The organism is Butyricicoccus sp. AM78-15b2TA (genome assembly GCF_027665985.1).
In the GTDB taxonomy this organism is placed as follows: Bacteria; Bacillota; Clostridia; order Oscillospirales; family Butyricicoccaceae; genus Agathobaculum; species Agathobaculum butyriciproducens.
The window spans coordinates 1-21,649 of the sequence record NZ_JAQEHY010000013.1 but is presented as its reverse complement, the minus strand read 5'-3'; the positions used below and the strand labels follow the sequence as shown (position 1 = coordinate 21,649).

Annotated in this window: 22 protein-coding genes; 12 read left to right on the top strand and 10 right to left on the bottom strand. The window is 55.3% G+C overall.

Annotated features, from left to right (window positions below):
- The first annotated feature begins 19 nt into the window (after positions 1 to 19).
- The 9 genes from lgt to PGS25_RS11580 all read left to right on the top strand — a co-directional run bounded on the left by lgt (position 20) and on the right by PGS25_RS11580 (position 7,589).
- Positions 20 to 853: a prolipoprotein diacylglyceryl transferase gene (gene lgt / locus PGS25_RS11620; RefSeq protein ID WP_270418798.1), complete on the top strand. Its 834-nt coding sequence runs from the start codon at positions 20 to 22 to the stop codon at positions 851 to 853.
- A gap of 27 nt (positions 854 to 880) precedes the next feature.
- A complete protein-coding gene (gene folD, locus PGS25_RS11615) occupies positions 881 to 1,735 on the top strand; it encodes a bifunctional methylenetetrahydrofolate dehydrogenase/methenyltetrahydrofolate cyclohydrolase FolD (protein ID WP_270418797.1) in 855 nt (284 codons plus the stop codon).
- Between the two features lie 444 nt (positions 1,736 to 2,179).
- A complete protein-coding gene (gene rpiA / locus PGS25_RS11610) occupies positions 2,180 to 2,857 on the top strand; it encodes a ribose-5-phosphate isomerase RpiA (protein WP_110436003.1) in 678 nt (225 codons plus the stop codon).
- A gap of 28 nt (positions 2,858 to 2,885) precedes the next feature.
- Positions 2,886 to 3,800: a hypothetical protein gene (locus PGS25_RS11605; protein WP_270418795.1), complete on the top strand. Its 915-nt coding sequence runs from the start codon at positions 2,886 to 2,888 to the stop codon at positions 3,798 to 3,800.
- A gap of 161 nt (positions 3,801 to 3,961) precedes the next feature.
- Positions 3,962 to 4,273, top strand: coding sequence for a 50S ribosomal protein L21 (rplU, locus tag PGS25_RS11600; protein ID WP_117489775.1), 312 nt, complete (start codon positions 3,962 to 3,964; stop codon positions 4,271 to 4,273).
- A 4-nt stretch (positions 4,274 to 4,277) separates the two neighbouring features.
- The gene (locus PGS25_RS11595; protein WP_110436005.1) at positions 4,278 to 4,613 is read left to right on the top strand and encodes a ribosomal-processing cysteine protease Prp; all 336 of its coding nucleotides are present in this window, start codon (positions 4,278 to 4,280) and stop codon (positions 4,611 to 4,613) included.
- Positions 4,600 to 4,878, top strand: coding sequence for a 50S ribosomal protein L27 (rpmA, locus tag PGS25_RS11590; RefSeq protein WP_110436006.1), 279 nt, complete (start codon positions 4,600 to 4,602; stop codon positions 4,876 to 4,878). The genes PGS25_RS11595 and rpmA overlap by 14 nt, the downstream gene beginning before the upstream one ends.
- Before the next feature lie 349 nt (positions 4,879 to 5,227).
- Positions 5,228 to 6,502, top strand: coding sequence for a GTPase ObgE (gene obgE, locus PGS25_RS11585; RefSeq protein ID WP_270418793.1), 1,275 nt, complete (start codon positions 5,228 to 5,230; stop codon positions 6,500 to 6,502).
- Between the two features lie 181 nt (positions 6,503 to 6,683).
- A complete protein-coding gene (locus tag PGS25_RS11580) occupies positions 6,684 to 7,589 on the top strand; it encodes a DMT family transporter (RefSeq protein ID WP_118361037.1) in 906 nt (301 codons plus the stop codon).
- 181 nt (positions 7,590 to 7,770) lie between these two features.
- On the opposite strand, the gene PGS25_RS11575 is transcribed toward PGS25_RS11580, so the two are convergent.
- From PGS25_RS11575 to PGS25_RS11560, 4 genes are all read right to left on the bottom strand, one after another.
- Positions 7,771 to 8,430 carry a DUF1847 domain-containing protein gene (locus PGS25_RS11575; protein WP_270418792.1) on the bottom strand — a complete coding sequence of 220 codons (660 nt, stop codon included), beginning with the start codon at positions 8,428 to 8,430 and terminating at the stop codon, positions 7,771 to 7,773.
- 27 nt (positions 8,431 to 8,457) lie between these two features.
- On the bottom strand, positions 8,458 to 9,648 hold the full coding sequence (locus tag PGS25_RS11570) for an ABC transporter substrate-binding protein (protein WP_270418791.1): 1,191 nt from the start codon (positions 9,646 to 9,648) through the stop codon (positions 8,458 to 8,460).
- Positions 9,649 to 9,719: 71 nt separating this feature from the next.
- On the bottom strand, positions 9,720 to 10,499 hold the full coding sequence (locus PGS25_RS11565; RefSeq protein ID WP_270418790.1) for an ABC transporter ATP-binding protein: 780 nt from the start codon (positions 10,497 to 10,499) through the stop codon (positions 9,720 to 9,722).
- Positions 10,493 to 11,440: an ABC transporter permease gene (locus PGS25_RS11560; protein WP_270418789.1), complete on the bottom strand. Its 948-nt coding sequence runs from the start codon at positions 11,438 to 11,440 to the stop codon at positions 10,493 to 10,495. The genes PGS25_RS11565 and PGS25_RS11560 overlap by 7 nt, the downstream gene beginning before the upstream one ends.
- A 396-nt stretch (positions 11,441 to 11,836) precedes the next feature.
- On the opposite strand from PGS25_RS11560, the gene PGS25_RS11555 reads away from it, so the two are divergent.
- The 3 genes from PGS25_RS11555 to codB all read left to right on the top strand — a co-directional run bounded on the left by PGS25_RS11555 (position 11,837) and on the right by codB (position 15,586).
- A complete protein-coding gene (locus PGS25_RS11555; RefSeq protein WP_270418788.1) occupies positions 11,837 to 12,844 on the top strand; it encodes an ATPase P in 1,008 nt (335 codons plus the stop codon).
- 220 nt (positions 12,845 to 13,064) lie between these two features.
- Positions 13,065 to 14,162 carry a hypothetical protein gene (locus PGS25_RS11550; protein WP_270418787.1) on the top strand — a complete coding sequence of 366 codons (1,098 nt, stop codon included), beginning with the start codon at positions 13,065 to 13,067 and terminating at the stop codon, positions 14,160 to 14,162.
- Between the two features lie 188 nt (positions 14,163 to 14,350).
- The gene (gene codB, locus PGS25_RS11545; protein ID WP_270418786.1) at positions 14,351 to 15,586 is read left to right on the top strand and encodes a cytosine permease; all 1,236 of its coding nucleotides are present in this window, start codon (positions 14,351 to 14,353) and stop codon (positions 15,584 to 15,586) included.
- Between the two features lie 252 nt (positions 15,587 to 15,838).
- Here codB and PGS25_RS11540 read toward each other — a convergent pair whose 3' ends face one another.
- From PGS25_RS11540 to PGS25_RS11515, 6 genes are all read right to left on the bottom strand, one after another.
- On the bottom strand, positions 15,839 to 16,039 hold the full coding sequence (locus tag PGS25_RS11540; RefSeq protein WP_270418784.1) for a hypothetical protein: 201 nt from the start codon (positions 16,037 to 16,039) through the stop codon (positions 15,839 to 15,841).
- Between the two features lie 15 nt (positions 16,040 to 16,054).
- Positions 16,055 to 16,573, bottom strand: coding sequence for a nucleoside recognition domain-containing protein (locus PGS25_RS11535; RefSeq protein ID WP_270418783.1), 519 nt, complete (start codon positions 16,571 to 16,573; stop codon positions 16,055 to 16,057).
- Between the two features lie 13 nt (positions 16,574 to 16,586).
- Positions 16,587 to 17,231, bottom strand: a complete 645-nt coding sequence (locus tag PGS25_RS11530) for a nucleoside recognition domain-containing protein (protein ID WP_118480957.1) — start codon at positions 17,229 to 17,231, stop codon at positions 16,587 to 16,589.
- 35 nt (positions 17,232 to 17,266) lie between these two features.
- Complete coding sequence (locus PGS25_RS11525; RefSeq protein ID WP_270418782.1) at positions 17,267 to 18,454, bottom strand: M20/M25/M40 family metallo-hydrolase; 1,188 nt, start codon at positions 18,452 to 18,454, stop codon at positions 17,267 to 17,269.
- Between the two features lie 46 nt (positions 18,455 to 18,500).
- Complete coding sequence (locus PGS25_RS11520) at positions 18,501 to 19,667, bottom strand: hypothetical protein (protein ID WP_270418780.1); 1,167 nt, start codon at positions 19,665 to 19,667, stop codon at positions 18,501 to 18,503.
- 284 nt (positions 19,668 to 19,951) lie between these two features.
- Positions 19,952 to 20,866, bottom strand: coding sequence for a LysR family transcriptional regulator (locus PGS25_RS11515; RefSeq protein ID WP_270418778.1), 915 nt, complete (start codon positions 20,864 to 20,866; stop codon positions 19,952 to 19,954).
- Positions 20,867 to 21,649: the final 783 nt, after the last annotated feature.

Below are 21,649 nucleotides of genomic sequence, written 5' to 3'. Positions count from 1 at the left end.
GATAGAAAGAAGAAAGATCATGGAACACACAATTTCATTTCCGGCGCTCGGCCTGAACCTTGACATCAACCGTGTCGCTGTCAATCTGTTCGGCAAGGATATTTACTGGTATGGCATTATTATCTGTCTGGGCTTTGTGCTGGCGGCGCTGTATGTCAATCGGCGGACGCAGGAGTTCGGCGTTACGTCGGACAATCTGATGGACTGCCTGATCATCTGTGTGCCGGTCGGCATCATCAGCGCCCGCATTTACTATGTGGCGTTTGAATGGGGCTACTACAGCCAGCATCCGAATGAGATCATCGCCATCTGGAAGGGCGGCATTGCGATTTACGGTGCGGTCATCGGTGTTGTGATTGTACTGGCGGTGTACAGCAGAATGAGGAAACTGTCGTTTGCCAGCCTGTGCGATCTGGCGGCGTTCGGTCTGCTGATCGGTCAGTGCATCGGAAGATGGGGCAACTTTGTCAACGGTGAGGCACATGGCGGTGCAACCTCTCTGCCGTGGGGCATGAGCATTGACGGCGCCTCTCCGGTGCATCCGACCTTCCTGTATGAGTCGCTGTGGAACTTTGTCGGTTTCCTTGTGCTGCATTTCTATTCGAAGAAGCGCAGGTTCAAGGGCGAAATGGCGCTGCTGTATGTAGCGTGGTACGGTTTGGGCCGTGCGTGGATCGAGGGCCTGCGGACGGACAGCCTGTATCTCGGCCCGGTGCGCGTATCGCAGCTGCTAGCCGGCATAAGCTGCATTGCGGCGATTGTTGTGCTGGTACGGCAGTATAACCGCATCAAGGTTGAAAAGGCGTTCTATGCGCCGGAGCAGGACAAGGCGGACGAGAAAAAAGGCGAATAACATTTCACGATAAAGGAGAACGACAACATGAGTGCAGTAAGAATGGACGGCAAGGCACTGTCTGCGAAGGTGCGCGGCAGCATTCTGGCAGAGACCGAGGCGCTGAAAAAGCAGGGCGTAACGCCGGGTCTGGCGGTTATTATCGTCGGCAACGATCCGGCGAGCGAGATTTACGTCCGCAATAAGGAGCGCGCCTGCGAGCAGTGCGGCTTTTACAGCGAGAAGTACGCGCTTCCCGAGGAGACCACACAGGAGGAGCTGCTTGGTCTGATCGCGCAGCTCAACGAAAGTCCGGCAATTTCGGGCATCCTGTGCCAGATGCCGGTGCCGAAGCATATTTCCGAGCAGGCGGTCATCGACGCCATTGACCCGAAGAAGGACGTGGACGCGTTCCATCCGGTCAATGTCGGCAAGATCATGGTCGGCAATTTTGATTTCGTGCCGTGCACGCCCGCGGGTGTCATGGAACTGCTCGACGAGTACAAGATCGACCCGAAGGGCAAGGAGTGCGTCGTAGTCGGCCGCTCGAATATCGTCGGCAAGCCGATGAGCATGCTGCTGCTGCACCGTCACGGCACGGTTACCATTTGCCACAGCCGCACGCAGGATCTCGCAGAGGTGTGCCGTCGTGCGGATATTCTGGTAGCCGCTGTCGGCAAGGCAGGCTTTATTACGCCGGATATGGTCAAGGAGGGCGCAGTGGTGATTGACGTTGGCATCAACCGCAACGCCGAGGGCAAGGTTTGCGGCGATGCGGCACCGGAGGTTATGGAAAAGGCCTCTTACATGACGCCGGTTCCGGGCGGTGCCGGTCCGATGACCATCACCATGCTGATGAAGAATACGCTCAAGGCGGCAAAGCTGCAGAACGGCATCCGGTAAATAAAAAACGTCCGTATCCGGGTTGACAATCCGGGTGCGGGCGGGTATACTAAAGATAACGAAAGGTGCTGCCGGTAGACGGTCAGCACCTAAAGAAAACGGAAGAAATAACCGCAATCATTGGGAGTGAGAGGCGGTTATTTCTTCTTTGGTCCTAAAATACGCTCAATAAGTACAAGTATCACTACACGAATTACGAGATATTCCATAAAACCACCCCCTTTACAGGGGCAAGACTTAACCGCCTACCGCAGGCGCGGCAGCACCTTTCTTAACGACAAGTATAACAGAAATCGACTGCTTTTGCAATCCCACCAAATTTCGGCGGGATTGTTTTTATTTTGTAAATTAGAAAAGATTGACCTTTGTCCGGATTCATTCTATAATAAAGCTAATGAGTTAACCGCAACATACGGTTTATCACGTCAGGGGAGGACGAATACAATGGATATGAAGAAGCTTGCCGGCGATAAGGCGGCAGAGTATGTAAAGGACGGCATGGTTGTTGGTCTGGGCACCGGTTCCACTGCGTACCACATGGTAAATGCAGTAGGCGAGATGGTAAAGAACGGCCTGAAGATTCAGGCGATCCCGACCTCCAAGGCTACCGAGGCGCAGGCTCGTGAACTGGGCATTCCGCTGCTGACCATCGACGAGCTGGATCACGTTGATCTGGCAATCGACGGCGTAGATGAGATCGACCCGCAGTTCAACGCCATCAAGGGCGGCGGCGGTGCGCTGTACCGCGAGAAGGTCGTTGCATCCATGGCGAAGGAAGTTATCTGGATCATGGACGAGTCCAAGCTGGTAGATAAGATCGGCGCTTTCCATCTGCCGGTTGAGATCGCACAGTACGGCTCCAAGCAGGCGATGGAGCGCATGGCAGCTTACGGCTGGAATCCGGTTCTGCGTGTACGCGACGGCAAGACCTTCGTTACCGATAACGGCAACTTTATCGCGGATCTGCACCTCGGCGCAGGCTTTGACATTCAGGACGTTTACTCCAAGCTGACCGGTATGCTCGGCGTGCTGGAGCATGGTCTGTTCCTCAACATGTGCAAGCGCATGATCGTCGGCCACTCCAACGGTGAGGTTCAGGTCATCGAAAATCCGTCCAAGTAAGCGCAGCTGAAAGGCAGGAGAATTAATGATGGATCAGAACGATCAGAACGACCGCTTCGACAGATTCGACCGCTTTGAGCCGGACTTCAGCCGGTTCGAAAGTGCCTCGGACCGCAGTGAGCGCTCGAGCAGCCTCGACCGCAGTGAGCGTCCCGCACGCACAGGCAGACGTCAGTCGGCACGTCCGGTGCGTTCCGGCATGCGCATGGGCAAAGGCAAGCCGATGCGCAGAGCATCGGTTAAGCTGAACTACCGCATGGTGCTCTGCATTGCCGTGCTGGTACTGCTTTTGCTGACGATCATCTTCGGCGGACTGTTCAAGTCCCGCGGCAGTAAAATTGCGGACCTGAACTCGCAGATCGAAACACTGAATAAGGATAAGGACAATCTGTCCGCACAGATTGGTGCGCTGACGCAGGAGAATCAGACCCTGCAGAGCAGCATCACCGCAACGCTTCCTGCGGCTAAGACCGCAGAGACCAACAGCATCGTGGATCTGATCCCGATGCTGAACGACGGCGTTTATGTAGTACAGAGCACCGGCTCGCAGCTTCGCTACATCAGCGTTCCGAAGGGCTATCTGCAGGACAAGCTGGGCGAGTACCGCGATGACGCTTCCGGCTATGCCGCCTCCACCGGCGATGCACCGATCTGCCAGTACTATGTGCTGTTCACCGACCGCGTGATCGGTCTTGCAGAGGGTGACACCGGCTTTGTCAGCACCGACCGCAGCGCAACCGGCTCGACGAGCACGATTCCGTCCGGCTTCTATGACTTTGTTGCTTCGTTCTTCAATAACAGCAGCAATACCACGGCTTCCGGCAGCAATTCGAGCGATAGCAGCAGCTCGGATAGCAGCTCTGACAGTTCGAGCGACAGCAGTGCGTCCGACAATTCGTCTGACAGCAGCGCTTCTTCCGCATCTGCGGATGCAAACGCATAATCTGCGGGAAAATTAAAAAAATCAGAGGCATGGACTTGACAGTTCGTGCCTCTTGTGCTATGCTATTAAAAGCCGCATTGTGCATAGGCTTTTGTAAGTGTGTATCAAACGATGCACCGCCGTGCCAAGCGTGACTCTACAACGAAAGAGAGGGAAAACACATGTATGCCATTCTGAAAACTGGCGGCAAGCAGTACAAGGTATCCGAGGGCGACGTAATCTACGTTGAGAAGCTCGGCGTAGAGGACGGTGCTACCGTATCCTTTGACGAGGTTCTGGTAGTAGGCGAGGGTGATTCCATCACCGTAGGCGCTCCGTACGTTTCCGGCGCGGTTGTAACCGGCACGGTTGAGAAGACCGGCAAGGGCAAGAAGATCAACATCTTCAAGATGAAGCCGAAGAAGGGTTATCGCCGTCGTCAGGGTCATCGTCAGCCGTACACCAAGGTGACCATCGCGTCCATCAAGGCGTAAGACCGTGACCAAAGTCACTTTTTCGCTGCAGGAGGATAAAATCCTCGCGGTGGATATTCTCGGCCACGCAGGCTATGCGGAGGAAGGGGAAGACATCGTTTGCGCAGCGATCTCCAGTGCGGTTATGCTGACGCATGCGCTGCTGTATGATGTACAGCATATTCCGGTCGATACTCTCATCGAGGATGACGGAGCGCATATCCGCTTTACGTTGCCGAAAGGCGATGTAGAACGCGGGCAGGATGCACTTTGTGCTCTGAAGCTGCATTTTTCCGAACTGGAACAAAATTATTCTGATTTCTTGAACGTAATGGAGGTGCAAGCAGATGCTGAAGATTAGCTTACAGTTTTTCGCTCATAAAAAGGGCGTTGGTTCGACCAAGAACGGTCGTGATTCCGAGTCCAAGCGACTGGGTGTAAAGCGTGCAGACGGTCAGACCGTACCGGCAGGCAACATCCTGGTTCGCCAGCGCGGCACCAAGATCCACCCGGGTGTGAATGTTGGCCGCGGTAAGGACGACACCCTGTTCGCAAAGGTTGAGGGCGTTGTTCGCTTCGAGCGTCTGGGTAAGGACCGCAAGCAGGTTTCCGTTTACCCGCAGTAATTATAGCGATTGCAGTATAGGGGGCTTCAAAAGCCCCCTATATTCAAATTCCGGTTCCTTGCGAAACCGAAATTTGATACCCCAACGGCGCCGCACAATGCGGCTGGGTCGGGGTAACAAAACATCCGGCAAAGCTGGACGTTTTGTTGCGGCACGGAGTGCCGCGATTAAATGATTGCGCCGGAGGCGCAATTCGCTGCGGCGAGCCAATGGCTCGATTTTCCGTCCGGAAAATCTGCCATGTGGTTGCAGTTTGCAAGCAAACTGGTATTTTATTGTCCCAGACTTCGTCTGGGATTTTGTTGATTTTAGATAGATATTACACCTTTGAGAAGAAAGGAGGACTACCATGTTTATTGATATTGCAAAAATCAAGATCGTATCCGGCAAGGGCGGTGACGGCAAGGTTGGTTTCCACCGCGAAAAGTATGTGGCGGCCGGCGGTCCGGACGGCGGCGACGGCGGCCGCGGCGGCTCGGTCATCTTCAAGGTGGACGACAATCTGTCCACGCTGCTCGATTTCCGTTACAAGAAAAAGTATGTCGCGGCTCCCGGTGAGCCGGGCGGCGGTAAGCGCTGCAAGGGCAAGGATGGTGCGGATCTGATCATTCGTGTACCGCGCGGCACGATCATCCGTGACCAGAAAACCGGTCAGGTCATGAAGGATATGTCCGACAGCGAGCCGTTTGTAGCAGCCAAGGGCGGCAACGGCGGCTGGGGCAACACGCATTTTGCAACGCCGACGCGTCAGGCGCCGCGTTTTGCCAAGCCGGGTCTGCCGGGTGTCGAGCGCGATATTATCCTCGAACTGAAGCTGCTGGCCGATGTCGGCCTGGTCGGCTTCCCGAATGTCGGCAAGTCCACGCTGCTGAGCATGGTCTCGGCGGCGCGCCCGAAGATTGCAAACTACCACTTCACGACTCTGGTGCCCAACCTCGGCGTGGTTTCGGTTGGTGAGGAGCAGAACTTCGTCATGGCCGACATTCCGGGCATTATCGAGGGCGCGAGCGAGGGTGCCGGTCTGGGCCACGACTTCCTGCGCCACATTGACCGCTGTCGTCTGCTGCTGCATCTGGTTGACGCGGCAGGCAGCGAGGGCCGCGACCCGATCGACGACATTGAGAAGATCAACGCAGAGCTTGCCGGCTACAGCGAATTTCTGGCAGCACGTCCGCAGATCATTGTTGCCAACAAGACCGACCTGCTGGGCGATGACCGCGAGTCGGTTGAGAAGATCCGCAAGTACGCAGAGGAGCACGGCTTCCTGTTTGCGGAGCTGTCCGCGGCGACCAATCAGGGCGTCAAGGAGCTGATGAACCTGACGTGGCACGAGCTGCAGCAGCTGCCGCCGGTATTCATCTACGAGCCGGAGTTCGTCGAGGTCGAGGAGAAGGCCGCAACCGAGAACGACTGGACCATCGAGCGCGACGGCGACGCATACGTTGTCACCGGTGCATGGGTGGACAAGATTATGGGCTCGGTCAACATCGACGACTATGAATCCCGCCAGTATATGGATCGTATGCTCCAGTCTGCAGGCATTTACGCCAAGCTGGAGGAAATGGGCATCGAGGAGGGCGCTCCGGTCGTGATCGGAGAGTTCGAGTTCGAGTACGTTTACTAAACTGGGTGAAAGAGGACCTTTGGGTCCTCTTTTTTTCATATCGTGCGGTTGATTCAGAGTGAAGAGAACGTGCGGGAGTAGCATAATGCAATATCACTAAAAAATCATATTGTCCTATGTTCAATCTGCCAAAGTAGTGCTATAATAAAAGCATAATGCACAAAAGGAGAGCTGACAAACTGTGCAACAACAAAAGAACGATAAAACAACCTGCCTGTTGCTTGCGCTGACCACGATTTTCTGGGGCAGCCTGTACACGGCAAGCAAGGTGCTGCTCGATGTGATTCAGCCGTTCACGCTTCTGTGCCTGCGCTACATCATCGCAGCCATCGCCATGACCATCCTGCAGCGCCTGCGTAAGCCCGACCCGAACGGCAAGCCGCGCAGGATCAAGGGCGGTGACTGGAAATATGTTATCATGTTCGGTCTGGGCGGCTATGTGCTGTCCATCGGTCTGCAGCAGTACGGCACCAAGCTGGCGGGAGCATCGCTGGCATCGCTCATCAACTGCATGAACCCGATCGCCATCTGCTTCTTTGCGGTGCTGCTGCTGCATGAGCGCATGACGATGAAGAAGGTCGTCTGCATTGTCAGCGCGGTTGCCGGTGCGGTCTGCATTGTCGGCGGAGACGCCGGCGGCGGTCATATCCTCGGCATAGCGCTTTCACTCGGTTCGGTGCTGACGTGGAGTGCGTTGAGCGTGTTCATGCGCTCGTTCTCGCAGAAGTATGACGCGCTGACCGTCACGACCTACGGTATTTACGTTGCCGCTATCGGTACGCTGCCGCTGATGCTCCGCGAGATCATCACCCACCCGGAGATGGACTTCCTGCACGCGAAGTACATCCTTGTGCTGTTTTATGTGGCGATTTTCTGCACGACCATTCCGCATTCGCTGTGGAATTACTGTCTCTCCCGTGCAGAGGCGAGCACCTGTTCTCTGTTTTACCCGATTCAGCCGCTCACCTCGATGGTGCTCGGTGTCCTGCTGCTGAACGAGCACATGACGGTCGGCTTTATTGCCGGTGCGGTGCTTATCGTGTTCGGTGTGCTGTATTCAACGCTCGGCAAAGAGAAAACCAGATGAGACGCCTTGGCTATGCCCGATGCTACAGGTTAAGCTGAAAAATCCTCCTGTCTTCAGAAAGAAGGCAGGAGGATTTTTGCAATCATTCAAAACGGCGAAAGAGAGATGACGATGAAGCCCAAAGAGTAAAAACACGGGGATGCAGTCCGGATCGTGACAGATTGCAGCCGGTTTACCGAATTTACAATCCCAAATCCTTAAACCGCGAATACATGGACTGTGCGCCGTACAGTGCCGCCACCGGATTGTGCTGCAGTACCCGGTCCTTGACGATCATAACCGTTGTCGGAACCTTGCTGTGGCGCAGAAACAGGGTATCATGTCCGACGCACAGACCGATCACGATGTTGAAATCACAGCCGTGCGAGGCAAGCGTCTTGGCCTGCATGATCGGGTTGCACATGGATTCGTGGCCGTAGCCGCCGTTGAGCTTTTTCTCGTTCGGTACGCCGATCTCGGTCTTGTCCTGTGCACCGACCTTGCAGCCGACCGTGAAATATTCGATGCCCTTTGCCTTGAGAATACGGGCGAAGATAGAAGCCTCCCGCATCAGACCGACACAGGACGCGATGCCGATCTTTTTATAACCCATGCGCTTGATGAACTCGATGGTTTCCTCGACACGGGTCAGGCGGCCGTAAAACTCGCCTTCAATGCACGCGGAGGTGCGGGCAATCAGACCCTGTTCCGGGTCGTTGCGGTAGATTTCAAGTGTTTCCTCGAGCAGTGCCTTATCTACGTTCGTCGTCAGGCAGAACGGCGGGTACTGCTCCTCGCTGGCCGAACGGCAGCCGAGTCTGCTGCAGTCCGAGCAGCTGTGTGTGCATTTCAGTTCCGACATAATCCTTTCCTCCCTGTAAAAACAATGTTATGCCTTTGCGTTTGTGTCCTGTGCGGGCTTGGTGATTTTGCCGCTGCAGCAGTCGTCCTCAGCCTCGGCTGCTGCTGCCGGCTGGAAGCTGGCAGAGGAGGCCTTTGTGGATTTAGTGGCGGTATTGGTGGAAGCGTCGCTCTCCGGTGCATCCGGAACATCATCGAAGAAGATATATGCATTGTCTGCGAACTTGGTCGCATCGGTGCCTTCCTTGAGCACGCCAATCTTGGTCAGCTCTTCGGCGTTCTGCTTGAGTGCGTCATAGCCGCCCTGAACCGAAGGCTTGTAGTTGTAGGTCTTGAGAATCTGTGCGCAGAAGTCCACATCACCGGAGACATACTCCTTTTCGGTGATGATCTTTGCAGTCTCGTCCGGGTTTTCCTGTACCCACTGAGATGCCTTCTGTACGGCACGGGTGAAGGCTGCTGCAGCCTTCGGGTTCTCCTCAGCCAGCTTGCTGGTGACGAATGCTGCGCAGCAGTACTCGTCCTTGTACTCGGGGTCGGTTGCAGTGTCGATGAGAGCGGTCAGACCGTACTGCTCCTCTGCAATAGAAGCCGCCGGGTCGCCGAGTGCGATTGCGTCAACGGCACCGTTCTGCAGTGCCTGTGCCAAATCGTTGCGGGAGTAAACCGAGAATTCAACCTCCATGTTCTGGTCGGTCACGCCGATGCCTGCCGCGCTCAGCGAGCGCTTGGAGACAACGGTTGCCGCGTCAGCCAGACCGGGTACGCCGATCTTCTTGCCCTTGAGGTCGGCAACGCTCTTGATGTCGCTGTCACCGGGGACGAGCAGCTTGGTGCAGCCGGTGTGGATGCCGGTGGTGAACTTGATGGGCAGGCCGTTCTCGATGGGCTGAAGCATTTTACCGAGCAGCTCCATGCCGACATCGACTTGATCTGCGCCGATGGCTTCGCCAACGTGAGCCGCATCGACCGTTACCTGCTCGAGTTCAATGTTTTCATCCGCGAAGTAACCGTTCTCGATCGCCATGTAGATCGGAGCGCCGCAGAGATTGCCGTGGTAGGCAAAACGCAGATGGGTTACGCCGCTGTCTGAAGCGGAATCCGCTGCCGCGGAAGCGTCCGAATTGCTGCTCGAACCGCCGCAGGCGGTAAGCGAGAGTGTCAGTGAAGCTGCGAGAAGTCCGCTTGCCACTCGAAATAAAATACCGTTCTTTTTCATGGGTTTCTGTCCTTTCAAGGAAAATATATAATAAAAGTAATAATAATGAACGTACGTTCTTTAATGCGATCTTAAATGTAGTAGTTAGGTTCTTTGATTGTGCCGCCGTAATGGAGCTGACGAAGGATCTCTGCACGGTAGTGAAGAAAATCCTCCGAGCTGCGTGCTCTCGGGCGAGCAAGCCGGATATCCAACGTACCGGTGATGCGTCCCGGTCGGGGTGTCATAACGACCACCTTATCCGAAAGATACACGGCCTCGTCCACATCATGCGTTACCATGATGGCGGTCATGCCGGTCTCCTTCCAGATGCGCAGGATCTCGTCCTGCATGTTCATGCGGGTGAAGGCATCGAGTGCACCGAGCGGCTCATCGAGCAGGAGCACCTTGGGCTTGCCGACGAGTGCTCTTGCGAGAGACGCGCGCTGGCACATGCCGCCGGAAAGCTGGTGCGGATACGAATGCTCGAAGCCCTTGAGACCGACCATTTCGATGAACTCGTCTACGCGGTCCTTTTCCTGCTTGTAGATGCCGCGGGCGCGCAGGCCGAACGCGATGTTATCGTAAATCGACAGCCACGGGAACAGCGTGTGCTCCTGAAACATGAAGCCGCGGTCTGCACCGGGGGCCTTGATAGGTGTGCTGTCCAGCGTCAGGCTGCCGTCGTCCATCGGAATCAGACCGGAGATCAAACGCAGCAGCGTGGACTTGCCGCAGCCGGACGGTCCGATGAGCGACACGAACGAACCGGCGGGAATATCGAGCGAAACATTGTCGAGAGCGGTAATGCGCTCTCCGGTGGGATTGACAAAATGCTTGGATACACCCGAAATCGAAATACTTCCTACCATTTGATAACTCCTTTCTGCCATGCGAGCACGCGGTCGCGGAATTTGAACAGCAGCGTGATGAGAATGAAGAAGGTGACTGCAATGATGATCAGTCCGGCATATACGTTGGCATATGCCATCATTTCCTTCTGCCAGTTGATGTACCAGCCGATGCCGTACTTGGCACCGAGCATTTCGGCGGTGACGAGCGTGATGAACGACGAGCAGGTGCCGTTGAACAGGCCGAGGAACATATGCGGCATAGCCGCCGGAATGCCGACCTTGGCAATGCGGTAGAAGCTGCCCGCGCCGAGCGTCGAGGAGACTTCAAAGTACGAGTTGGGGATGGAAGCGATGCCGCTGCTGGTGAGCACGGTAGTCGGGAACCACACAGCCAGCGCAATCAGGAAGGCACTGGCGGAAACCGCAGTCGGGAAAGCGATGAGCACCAGCGGGATCCACGCGGTGGACGGGATCGGGCCGAGCACGCGGACGAGCGGCTGTACCCAGTAGGCGAAGGTCTTGTTGAAGCCGATGGCGATACCGGTCAGCATGCCGACTACCGCACCGCCGAGCCAGCCGAAGAACAGCAGGCGTGCCGAGTATGCAAGGCAGGTCGCGAGGAACGCGCTGTCCTCAACGAGAACGCCGAACACACGGTCGAGCGAGGGGAAGTACAGCACCGGCAGAATCGCAAACTTGGCGGTCAGCAGGTTGAGGATGTTCAGCACCAGAACCGCTCCTGCATAGAACAGTGCGCTGTACGACAGCTTATCGCGTACCTTGGTGTTGCCGAGCGATATCAGCAGGGCAATCACATACACGGCCAGTCCGATGAGCAGCGCCCATGTAAGATAGGGATGTTCTGCGGCAGGGTGCTGCGCGGAATCCGGCAGCAGAGTATCGCAGGCGAGCGCCAGCAGAATGGAGAGAACTGGCAGTGATTTAACAAAATGCTTCACAAGGGAGAGCTCCTTTCGACAAAAAAAGGCAGAAGACGTATGCCTTCCGCCAGGATGGTTTATGCGCGTTATTCGCACATTCGCCAGGTCACAAGGGAACGCATACACGAGCAGCGGTGCATACACATACAGCAGCGATTCATACAGTACATTCGGCTCATGACAGGTTCTCCTTTCAATTCATATAAATCCTATCGGGTTTTGGTGATTGAAAGTATAGACTTGAATATCCTAATTGTCAATAGGAATACTGTGATTTTGGATAGTATGCCAAAAACAATTTGTCTGAAAGAGAGAATTTGTCGGTTTTCATAAAGAACCAATGCAGCAGGATTTCTTATGGGATCGGGTGGCTGAATCCATGCTTTTGTGTTACAATATTTACAGGTGATGAATATGATTTTTAAACCGCGTCCGCTCAGCAGAACCATGCTGGATGACGCTTCGCTTGTCCGCGATAAGCAGCACTGCCGCCGGATCGGTCCGTGCGGTGTTGGGCGCCGGGCATTATATTTGAACAGTTATTTTATTGACCGGCATTATTATGTGCCGTTTTCCGCCATTACGCGGGCATTTAAGTTTATAGAAGAAGGCACCGGCGGTGTCCGGGGGGTGCTCGCAGGCAGAGCCTGTCTGCTTGTGGAGTATGACGGCGGCATGCAGCAGGTGTGCTGTTTCAAGTACGAGGATCAGATCGACGAGCTGCTGCGCGTGCTGCACAAGATACATCCGGAGATTCCGTGCGTCAGCGAGGAAGAGGAGGCCGAACTCGAGGTCGAGTGCGAGCGCCGGAGAGCGGAAGAACGCCGACGACCGCCACTCAGCATACGCGCCGAGCGGGAGATTGAGGAGCTGGAGAATGCGATCGCGTATCTCGAGCGCAAGCCCGAGCTGTACAAGCGGCTCAGTCGTGCAGCCAAACGGCGGCGCAACTACCAGAGCAGGAGTGCAGGATATCGGTGGGCGGCTGCAGCGATCATGGTGCTCGGGGCGACGGCGCTGATTTACGGCGTGGTGTCGCTCGTGTGCCGCGGTTTCTCCGGCGGATACCTGCTGCTGTGCCTGCTGGCGGCAGCTTTCCTGTTTGGCGGATGGCGCCTGCTGCCGACGGCACGCAACAACAATGCGGCTGTTCTGCGCGGGGATAAGCAGGCGCGGGTACAGATGCAGAACTATATCGATCGGTTTCCGGCATTTCCGCTGCCCGCACGGTACGCGCACCCGATCGTGCTGCGCCGTATGCAGCAGGCCATCGCGGAAGGCCATGCGCTGAATGTCATGGAGGCGCTTGAGGTCGTCAAGGCCGATCTGCAGACCATGAATGCGGATATGCAGGTCTCGCAGGAGGAATACGCCGAGATTTCTACGATCAAGCCGCTGTTTCTGAATGCGGATTATAAGTAAGAAATCCGGCCTGAGGCTTGCAAATCTGTTGACAACAGTATGGTTTCTCCCGTATAATAAATTCAGTAAAATGAAGTCGAAAAAGAGGGGATGGACGGATATGCTGTGTAAAAACAGAACATGCGGCGTTCCGTTGAATCAAATAGGAAAACGATGAAAACCAAGGACCTTCTGCCAGCAAAAATGGCAGAAGGTCCCTTTTTTTAGGGAGGAAACTGATATGATCGAAAATTGGAATGACGTCCATATCGTACCGGAATTCAGCGATCAGGGTGTGGACTGCTACCGTCTGGCGGGCGGCAGCTTTGTCAATGAATACTACATCGTCTCGGAGGCAGAGACCCGCAAGCTGATGAACCATCCGGAGGTTGTCGGCTACGAGGTGTATGCGTCGCTCGTGACGGCTACCTCGCAGATGATGTACTACCTCAAGGAGCAGAAAAAGATCACTTCGGCGAACATTCTGTCCATTCTGCGCGGCGCACTCAACTACCCGCTCGAGGAAAGCTGCTATAAGGAGCATATCCGCGTGCATGACATCAGCTTTATGTCCAGTGAGCGCGTGTTTGGCGAGAATGATGAGATGTCGCTTGATATCAAGTACTGCAAGCTGACCATGGTGCCCAACAGCACGCTGATGATCGGCGATATCATCGCCTCGGGCGAGACACTTGTGCAGTGCCTGCGTTATGTCACTGACTATTACCGCAAGCAGAGTGCCAAGCTGCGCAACATTCTGCTGTTTACCATCGGCGGTACCCAGGGCATTGAAATCCTCGAAAAGCTGACTAGGGAAATCCGTACCTACTGGCCGGACTTTGAGGGATTCATCACCGTGTACTACGAGGGCGTTTTCAGCTGCTACGAGGAAGGCGACAAGGGCGTTTCCGGCATCAACCGTGCGCTCATCGACTTTTACTGGAAGGGCGGCATCGTGGCGCCGGAGTTCCGCCGTCAGACGCTTTCCATGCAGAATCCGCTGTTTGAGAAGTGCACGATCTACGATGGCGGCGCACGCCGCTATGAAATCCACGAGCACATTGAAGAGGTGCTGGAATTCTGGAACGGCATTCTCGCGCGTGCCGACAAGATCGACAAGCAGGCGCTGCTGGAGGAAAAACTGGGTCATGCGCTGCCGATTTCCTATGAGGACTGGCTGAAGGACTGCCATTACGAAAAGCTGGACGCAAAGCTGACGCGCTGGCTGTATCAGCAGGAGCGCGGCTTTGTCGAGAGCCTGAAGGACGTAACGCTGAAGGAGATCGCGCGTCAGCGCATTGACGAGTTCACCACGACGCTCAAAAAGTACATTCTTTAATAAATAAGGCAACACCACACAATGAAAGCTGCGGCGCTTTGCGGAAATTTTGTACCCTGATGTCGTTACGATTTCACGGTAATACAGCAAGTATTACCGCAAAACCGCGCCTGATCAGGATGCAAAATTTGCCCGCAAATCGCGCTTGTTCAATTATGCGGTATTGCCACAAAAGGGGATAAGAATCTATGAAAAATGACAACACATCGGTCGATATCGACTTTGCGGAAGCGGCCGTGCCGCATTATGCGCGCCGCGGCATCGTAACCATGTTCATGATCATGCTGGGCTTCACCTTCTTCTCGGCCAGCATGTGGGTCGGCAAGGAGCTGGCAGACGGACTGGATTTCGGCGGCTTTATCATCTCTATGATCATCGGCGGCCTGATCCTGAGCCTGTACACCGGTCTGCTCGGCTACGTCGGCGCGGAAACCGGCATGAGCCTTGACCTGCTGGCACGCAAAGCCTTCGGTGCAAAAGGCTCGTACCTGCCGAGCGCGATGATCTCGTTTACGCAGATCGGCTGGTTCGGCGTCGGTATCGCCATGTTTGCCATTCCGGTTGCAAATGAGCTGCTCGGCGGTAGCACAGCGGCAGAATGGGTGCTCGTTATCATTGCGGGTGTGTGCATGACGGCCTCGGCGTATTTCGGCATCAAATCGCTGACGCTCATCAGCTATATTGCGGTTCCGCTGGTTGCAATCCTGGGTACGGTTGCCATGGTGATGGCAGTTAAACAGGGCAACGGCACGCTGATTGATCAGTTTGCCAAGTCCAGCGGTACGCTGACCGTTGTCGGCGGCGCCGGTCTGGTTATCGGCTCGTTTGTCTCCGGCGGCACGGCAACGCCGAACTTCTCCCGCTTTGCCCGCAACGGCAAGGTTGGTGCGATCACGACCGTTATCGCGTTCTTTATCGGCAACTCGCTGATGTTTTTCTTCGGCGGTATTTCGTCGGTCTACGTCGGCGGCAATGACATTTTTGAGGTTATGATCAACCTCGGTCTGTTCTATCTGGCGATTCTGGTCCTCGGTCTCAACATCTGGACCACGAACGACAACGCGCTGTACACCGCCGGTCTGGGTCTGGCGAACATCTTCGGCCAGAGAAAGAAGCCGATGGTGCTGATATCCGGTATTGTCGGCACGGTGCTGTCGGTCTGGCTATACTGGAACTTCTGCGGCTGGCTGAATATCCTCAACTGCACACTGCCGCCGGTCGGCATTATTCTGGTGATGAGCTTCTTTATGAACCGAGAGAAGTACAACGACATGGAGATCACCGAAACGGTGAACTGGTTTGCGGTTATCGGCGTTCTGCTGGGCGCTGTGGTGGCAAATCTGGTTCCGTGGGGTATCGCATCCATCAACGGCATGATCGTTGCTGCTGTGTGCTATCTGGTCGGCAGCAAGGCGAAAAAATAAGCAGAATTAAAAAAATCCTCGTTTAACCCAAGGTCAGCCGAACTTGCTGACCTTGCGGTTTAATCGGGGATTTTTTATTTTTGCAAATGCCTCGTTCAGCATGGTCTCAGTACCGGACGGTCTGAAATCGTGTAGCTGACCAGATCGCTGCTGTGCAAAATGGGGGGAGAAACAGAAAAGGCCTGACAGCGCAGGCCCTTTCCAAAAGAGGGGTGAAATCGGGCGGTTTGGGTATCAGGAACGCCCGAAGGATCAGTTCTGATTTTCTTCGTCGTGCCGCTTGACCACGCGGATGCCGATCGTCAGCAGCACGGCGGAAATGATGGCTATGGTGAGGACAAAGCCGTCCTGAAGCGTAAACAGGAACCGGTCGGCCAGCATGACCGTGCAGATCAGCACGCTGCCGAGCGCTTCAAGCTGAAGGCCGCGCCGACGCGATAACTTGGAAAGCATATGCTTTGCCTCCTTTTACTGAACGCCCATTGCCGCCAGAATGATGCGCATGATGACAAGGCTGATAGCCGCATCAAGCAGGCAGACGGCGATGAGCAGCGGATGCCACTTCTTGTTGGTATCGGTTACGAGCACGATGCGCGCATAGTGGCCGATGAGCGTGCCCATCAGGATACACGCCGGGAGCATCATGGAGGCCTGACCGAGCGTCAGCGCGCCAGCCTCATACATGGAAGCAGCGGTCGCGCAGCCGGAGGCCTTGGCGAAGAACGCCGAGATCAGAACGGCGAATGCCTCGCCCGGCAGACCAAACAGTCCCATGACCGGCGACATGACCGTGCCGAGGATGTCCATCAGACCGGTCTCCTTCAGAATGTACACCAGTACATAGCCGAGGATCATTGCAGGGGTGATATTTTCAATGCCGACCTTGAAGCCCTTTGCGCAGCCCTTGAGGAAGGTATCTACGATCGAGGGTTTCTTTGCCTTTGCCGGTGCGGCCGCAGCCGCCGTATTGGTTGCCTGATTGCTCATTTCTGTTACCTCCTTATGCCTTGCCGCGCTTTGCACGCAGGATCAGACGGACGATGTTCGCGCCGATCAGCTTGCAGACGAACATGATGACGATGCACGGACCGAGTGCCACCGGGCAGATCGCCACGAGCGGCGCGCCGCCGGTGATGGTGTTGTTGATGCACGCAGAGCCTGCGTACTGATACGCTACGAAGATCGTGCGCTCGTCATCCGTGATCTCGCCGTCCTCGTACAGCTCACGGGTCATGACGGCCGCAACGTCCGAACCGGTAAAGCTCGAGATGAATGCGATGCCGCACTTGCCTGGGATGCCGAGCAGCGGACGAAGCAGAGGACGGAACAGGATGTCCGATGCCTTGAATGCGCCGAGCTGCTCGAATACACCGAGCAGGCCGCAGAAGAACATGACCGCCGGGATCAGGTTGAAGCCTGCCATGAAGCCGTCCTTCGCGCCGGTGCCGCCCTTGCCGATGAGGTTCGCACCTGTGTCACCGATCTGTCCAAACGAGCCTGCCAGATTGGTAAAGTCAAGCACCTTGATTGGACCCTCCGCCGTGCGGAATGCACCGGACAGCACAAGAATGAGCACAATCAGTGCCAGCCACGCGCCAATACCGATCTTTTCCTTGTTTTCTGCCTGTTTCTCTTTGTTTGCCATGAGTTTATACCTCCTTATCCCTTTTGCGCCGCCGCTTATTCGGCAGCCTTTGCAAAATCGTCGTTCAGCGTATACGCTGCGCACGCCGCAAGCACGCTGCGCTGAAACAGCGATTCTACTTCCGCATATTCGTCCGGGGTGTGATTGCCCTCGCCGCGCACGCCCATGCCGCACACCGTCGGCACGCCGCACGCTACCGTAATGCCGGAGTCCGACAGACCGCCGACCTGGAAGCAGCCGATCTCACCGAAGCCGCAGTCATGTGCGGTGCGCTGCAAATGATGGAACAGCGCCATAACGCCGTCGGTCGTATCCATACACTGCATAACACGGCTCAGATCGAGCTCTGCCGTCGTATCCGGCACCGAGTTGTGATTGGTTGCACGATGCAGAATTTCGAAAATCTCGTCTCGCACCTCCGCATTCGGGAAACGGATGCCGATGCGCACCTCGCAAGAGTCGGGGATGGTGTTCTCACCGATGCCGCCGTCCACCATGCCGCAGTTCATCAATCTGCCGCGCATGATGTCGTTCTGCGACTCGATCTCAACGATCTTGTGCGCTGCCTCGAGCACCGCCGAGCGGCCCTTCTCCGGCGCAATGCCCGAGTGGGATGCTCTGCCGTGAATCCTGATGCTGACCGGGCCGCCGCCCTTGCGGCCGACCACGAAACGGTTGTCCATGTAGCCGGTCTCGAAGTTGAACGCCGCGAGCGCGCCTGCTGCCTCCTCTGCGAAGATCTCCTTCGCGTCCGAACGCATATGCAGGTTTTCCTCGTCGCTTGCGAAGATGAACTTGATCGGGCGTTCCTTCCAGTCCACGCTGTCGAGTGCCTTGACCGTGTACAGTGCCATGACCAGACCGGCCTTCATGTCCAGCACGCCGGGGCCGTGCGCCATACCGTTCTCGTCTACGCGGAACGGATTTTTCTTCGCCGCGCCCTCCTTGAACACGGTGTCCATGTGGCCGATGAGCAGCAGAGGCGCTTTGGTGCTGCCGGGGTTCCACTCGCCGATGAGCATGTCACCGGAGTTTTGAATGGCGCGGACACGGGTGTGGATGCCGGCGTTCTCCATCTCGCGGCGCAGGATGCTGCATACCGCGTTCACGCCGTCGATCTGCGTCGTGCCGCTCTCCGTGTTCACCAGATCGCGCCAAAGGTTCAGCATCGGCTGTCGCTGTTCGTCGATATATCGACGAATCTGCGTGTAAATTTGCTCCATTTTTGTGTACCTCCTTGATTGGAAAACCTGTTATTAAGGTCTCAGTTCACAGCATTTTCACCGCCGCGCCCGCAATGAGTACGGACACGATGGTAACGGTGACGAAGCCTGCCGTCAGCATTTTCGGCAGCAGGAAATTCAAGATCGCTTTCTTTTCCTTCTCGTTTCGTCCGAACGCCTCGGAGACCTCCTGCGGAATGAGCATAGTGGTCGGGAAGCCGAACGTGCAGCTGATGCCGTAGGCCGCCGCAAGGCTGACCGGTATGTGCAGCAGCTTCGCGCACAGCAGCGCGGCCACCATGGTTCCGAAAACGCCGCAGGCCGCTGCGGTCAGCAGCGCAGGCAGAACGGATAACACTTGCTCCGGCGTGGTCTGCGCCAGATTGGAAAAGATCTGAATGGTGACGAAAAACGTGATCAGGCTGGAGGCCTGCGTTTTTCCGAGGATGTTTTTATCGAGGAAACCCAGTGCGAAGAACACCGCGCCCATGATAAGGCACATGACGAAGTAGTGAACCGCACCGCCGGTCAGCTTGGACGCATAGTACGCGATGACCGCAACGACTGCCAGCTTGGCGAAATACATCGAAGGACGCTCGCAGCATTTCGGCAGATGCAGCGGACCGTGATGCGCCGCGTCGTTTTCCTCCTGCAAAGTGCTGTACTGCTCCACGAGCACCGCGTCATCGCGGATGAGCTTTGCGGTGCGCCGCAGCAGAAGGGACGCAATCGGTACGCCGATGAACTTCTGCGTCACGTAAAGCACGATGCAGAACGTCGCCGCCGTCGTGAGGTTCATCTCCTTGAGCGTGCTCGTCATGATGAGCGTTGCCGCGCTGCCGCCTGCGAAGATCGGTGCACCGGCGATCGCCATCTCGCTGCCAATGAACGGTCGTCCAATCAGTACGATTGCTGCAACTGCGCCGCACACGCCGCACAGCGCGGTGACGACTACCTTCCACTGCCGACGTAGCTCCGCGAAGTCGATTGTCGTGCCGAGCGACACGATGAGCAGGCCGGCAATGATGTTGCCGAACCCGGTGATCTGCGCATCGTCGATCAGTGTGCGCGGCAGGATACCGCTCCAGAAGCCTGCAAGCAGCAGGATTGCAATGCTGAGCACCGTGGAGAATATTGCTTTGGTCTTCTGCGCAATCAGATCGCTGACTGCGTAGATGCAGAACAGAATCGCAAGTGCGCTGATCGGTGTCATAAGCCTCATTCCTTTCTGTGTCTATACCGTATCATAAATTTGTTATGCCTGTCCAAATCATAAAAGTTATAGTGACGTTATAACCGAAACGGAATAGTATTCCTGTACAGTTTCACGCCCGCTTTTCAGGAAAAACAGACAAAAGAATAGGCGCTGTGACTAAATCACAGCGCCCTTGCTTTGACACTATTCGGTATACCATTCTGCGCTTTTTTGTCCATTTCGCTTTTGTTATAACCCAGCCATAACAAAACGGAATATCCCGTTATAACCCTCGAAACGTCTTATTTCGCATTCTTCGGGTAAAGCTCCTCCAGCATCTTCACAAATGCCTGTGCTTCTGTGCTCAGCATTTCTCGGCTGCGCTGAATCCAGCCTACATTGATCTGTACTTGACAGTTCCGGATCGGGATGGTGCGGATGCCGTACTCCGCAAAGTCCGGCGCGCTCAGTCCCGGACCGAGGCGAACCACATCGGTCGAGCGCAGCAGCGACAGAATCGCTGCGCTGTCGTTGACGTAAACGACACGCTTGAACTGCTCGAGACGCACGCCGTCGATCTCCAGATAAAAGCTCAGATTGGAGAAATAATCGTCCGGAAGGCGGACGAACGGATGGGGCAGGAGCTGCTCCATCGTCACCTCAGCCGCATGGTACAGCGGATGGTTCGGACCGAGGTTTGCGTACCAGGTGTCCGTGCCTAGCGCGTGGAATTGAATGTTTTTGAACTTCAGCATGTGCTTGAGCTCCTTCACCTGCACGTTGTTGCTCATCACAAAGCCAATCTCTGCTTCGCCGTGCTCCACGCTCTCGATCACCTGCTGCAGACGGTTTTCCACCAGCTTGAGCGCCACGCGGTTATCGTGGTAATCGTTGTAGAACTTCGCCATCAGACGCCCCATTGTGATGATCGGATAGGAGGCAATAGACAGCACCGGCGCGTGCTCTTTCTCCGATAAGCCCTGAATGAGCTCCATCTGGTTGATGATCGTGCGCGCGTACTGGTAGAGCTTTTTGCCCTCGTCGGTCAGCGCAACGCCCTTGTTCGTGCGGTTGAAAATACGCACCTTGAGCTCGTTTTCCAGATTGCTGATGGCCTTGCTCAGATTGGGCTGCGTGACGAACAGCTTCTCCGCGGCCTTGTTGATGCTGCCCTGCTCCGCAATGGCGACAAAGTAGGTAAGCTGCTGAATTTGCATAACTCTTTTCCTCTTTTGCATGTAGTATCTTCAGTATAGCATATTCGGGCGGAAAATGTCAGATGATCTTGAGGAGGGAATACTGCAGAAGCGGACGAAAACCATTTGAATATTCTCGGCGTGCGCGATTGCGGCAGCTATGTGTCATAAAAGGTTAGGCAGCAGTCTTGCTCCCGGCGCCGCGCGCACACACTTCCTGCGAGACTACATCATGGGCCGTATTTGACACCTTTATGTTTGCACGTAGGCATGATGAAAAGTAATCGAAACTGCTTGCGAGGGAGGCGATTTTGCACGCATATAGGTGTGATATTGACTGTAATGAACCTCGGGCATTCCATACCATACAGAAATATATTTCGGCATTTACGCAAATAGCATAAAGTATAACTAAATTCAGTAGCAGCATATACATCTCACGAGGGGGAACGTAAAATGAACAGTACGGAGCGGAAGAGAATTTGCTATTTTTCTGCTCCTTGTAGATGTAGTTGTGCAGCTTGCGAACCAGGACCTTTCGGAAGCCGTGGTTGCCATACTGGTCTTCCTGCGGGGAAATACCGTACTTTTCAGAGTAGTACCGCAATTCATGCTATCTTATACATATGTTGGTTATCTCACCGCAAAAGCTGCAATGGCTCCTTGAAGAAACAACCCCATGCCAAGCTGAATAACAAGGCATGGGGTGATATTTACCGCATAAATCTCAATTCATCAATTCCTGCCGTATCGCGCAGTGTAGCCGGCTGCACACCCAGTTTTTCGAATTGCTTTCTTACGGTT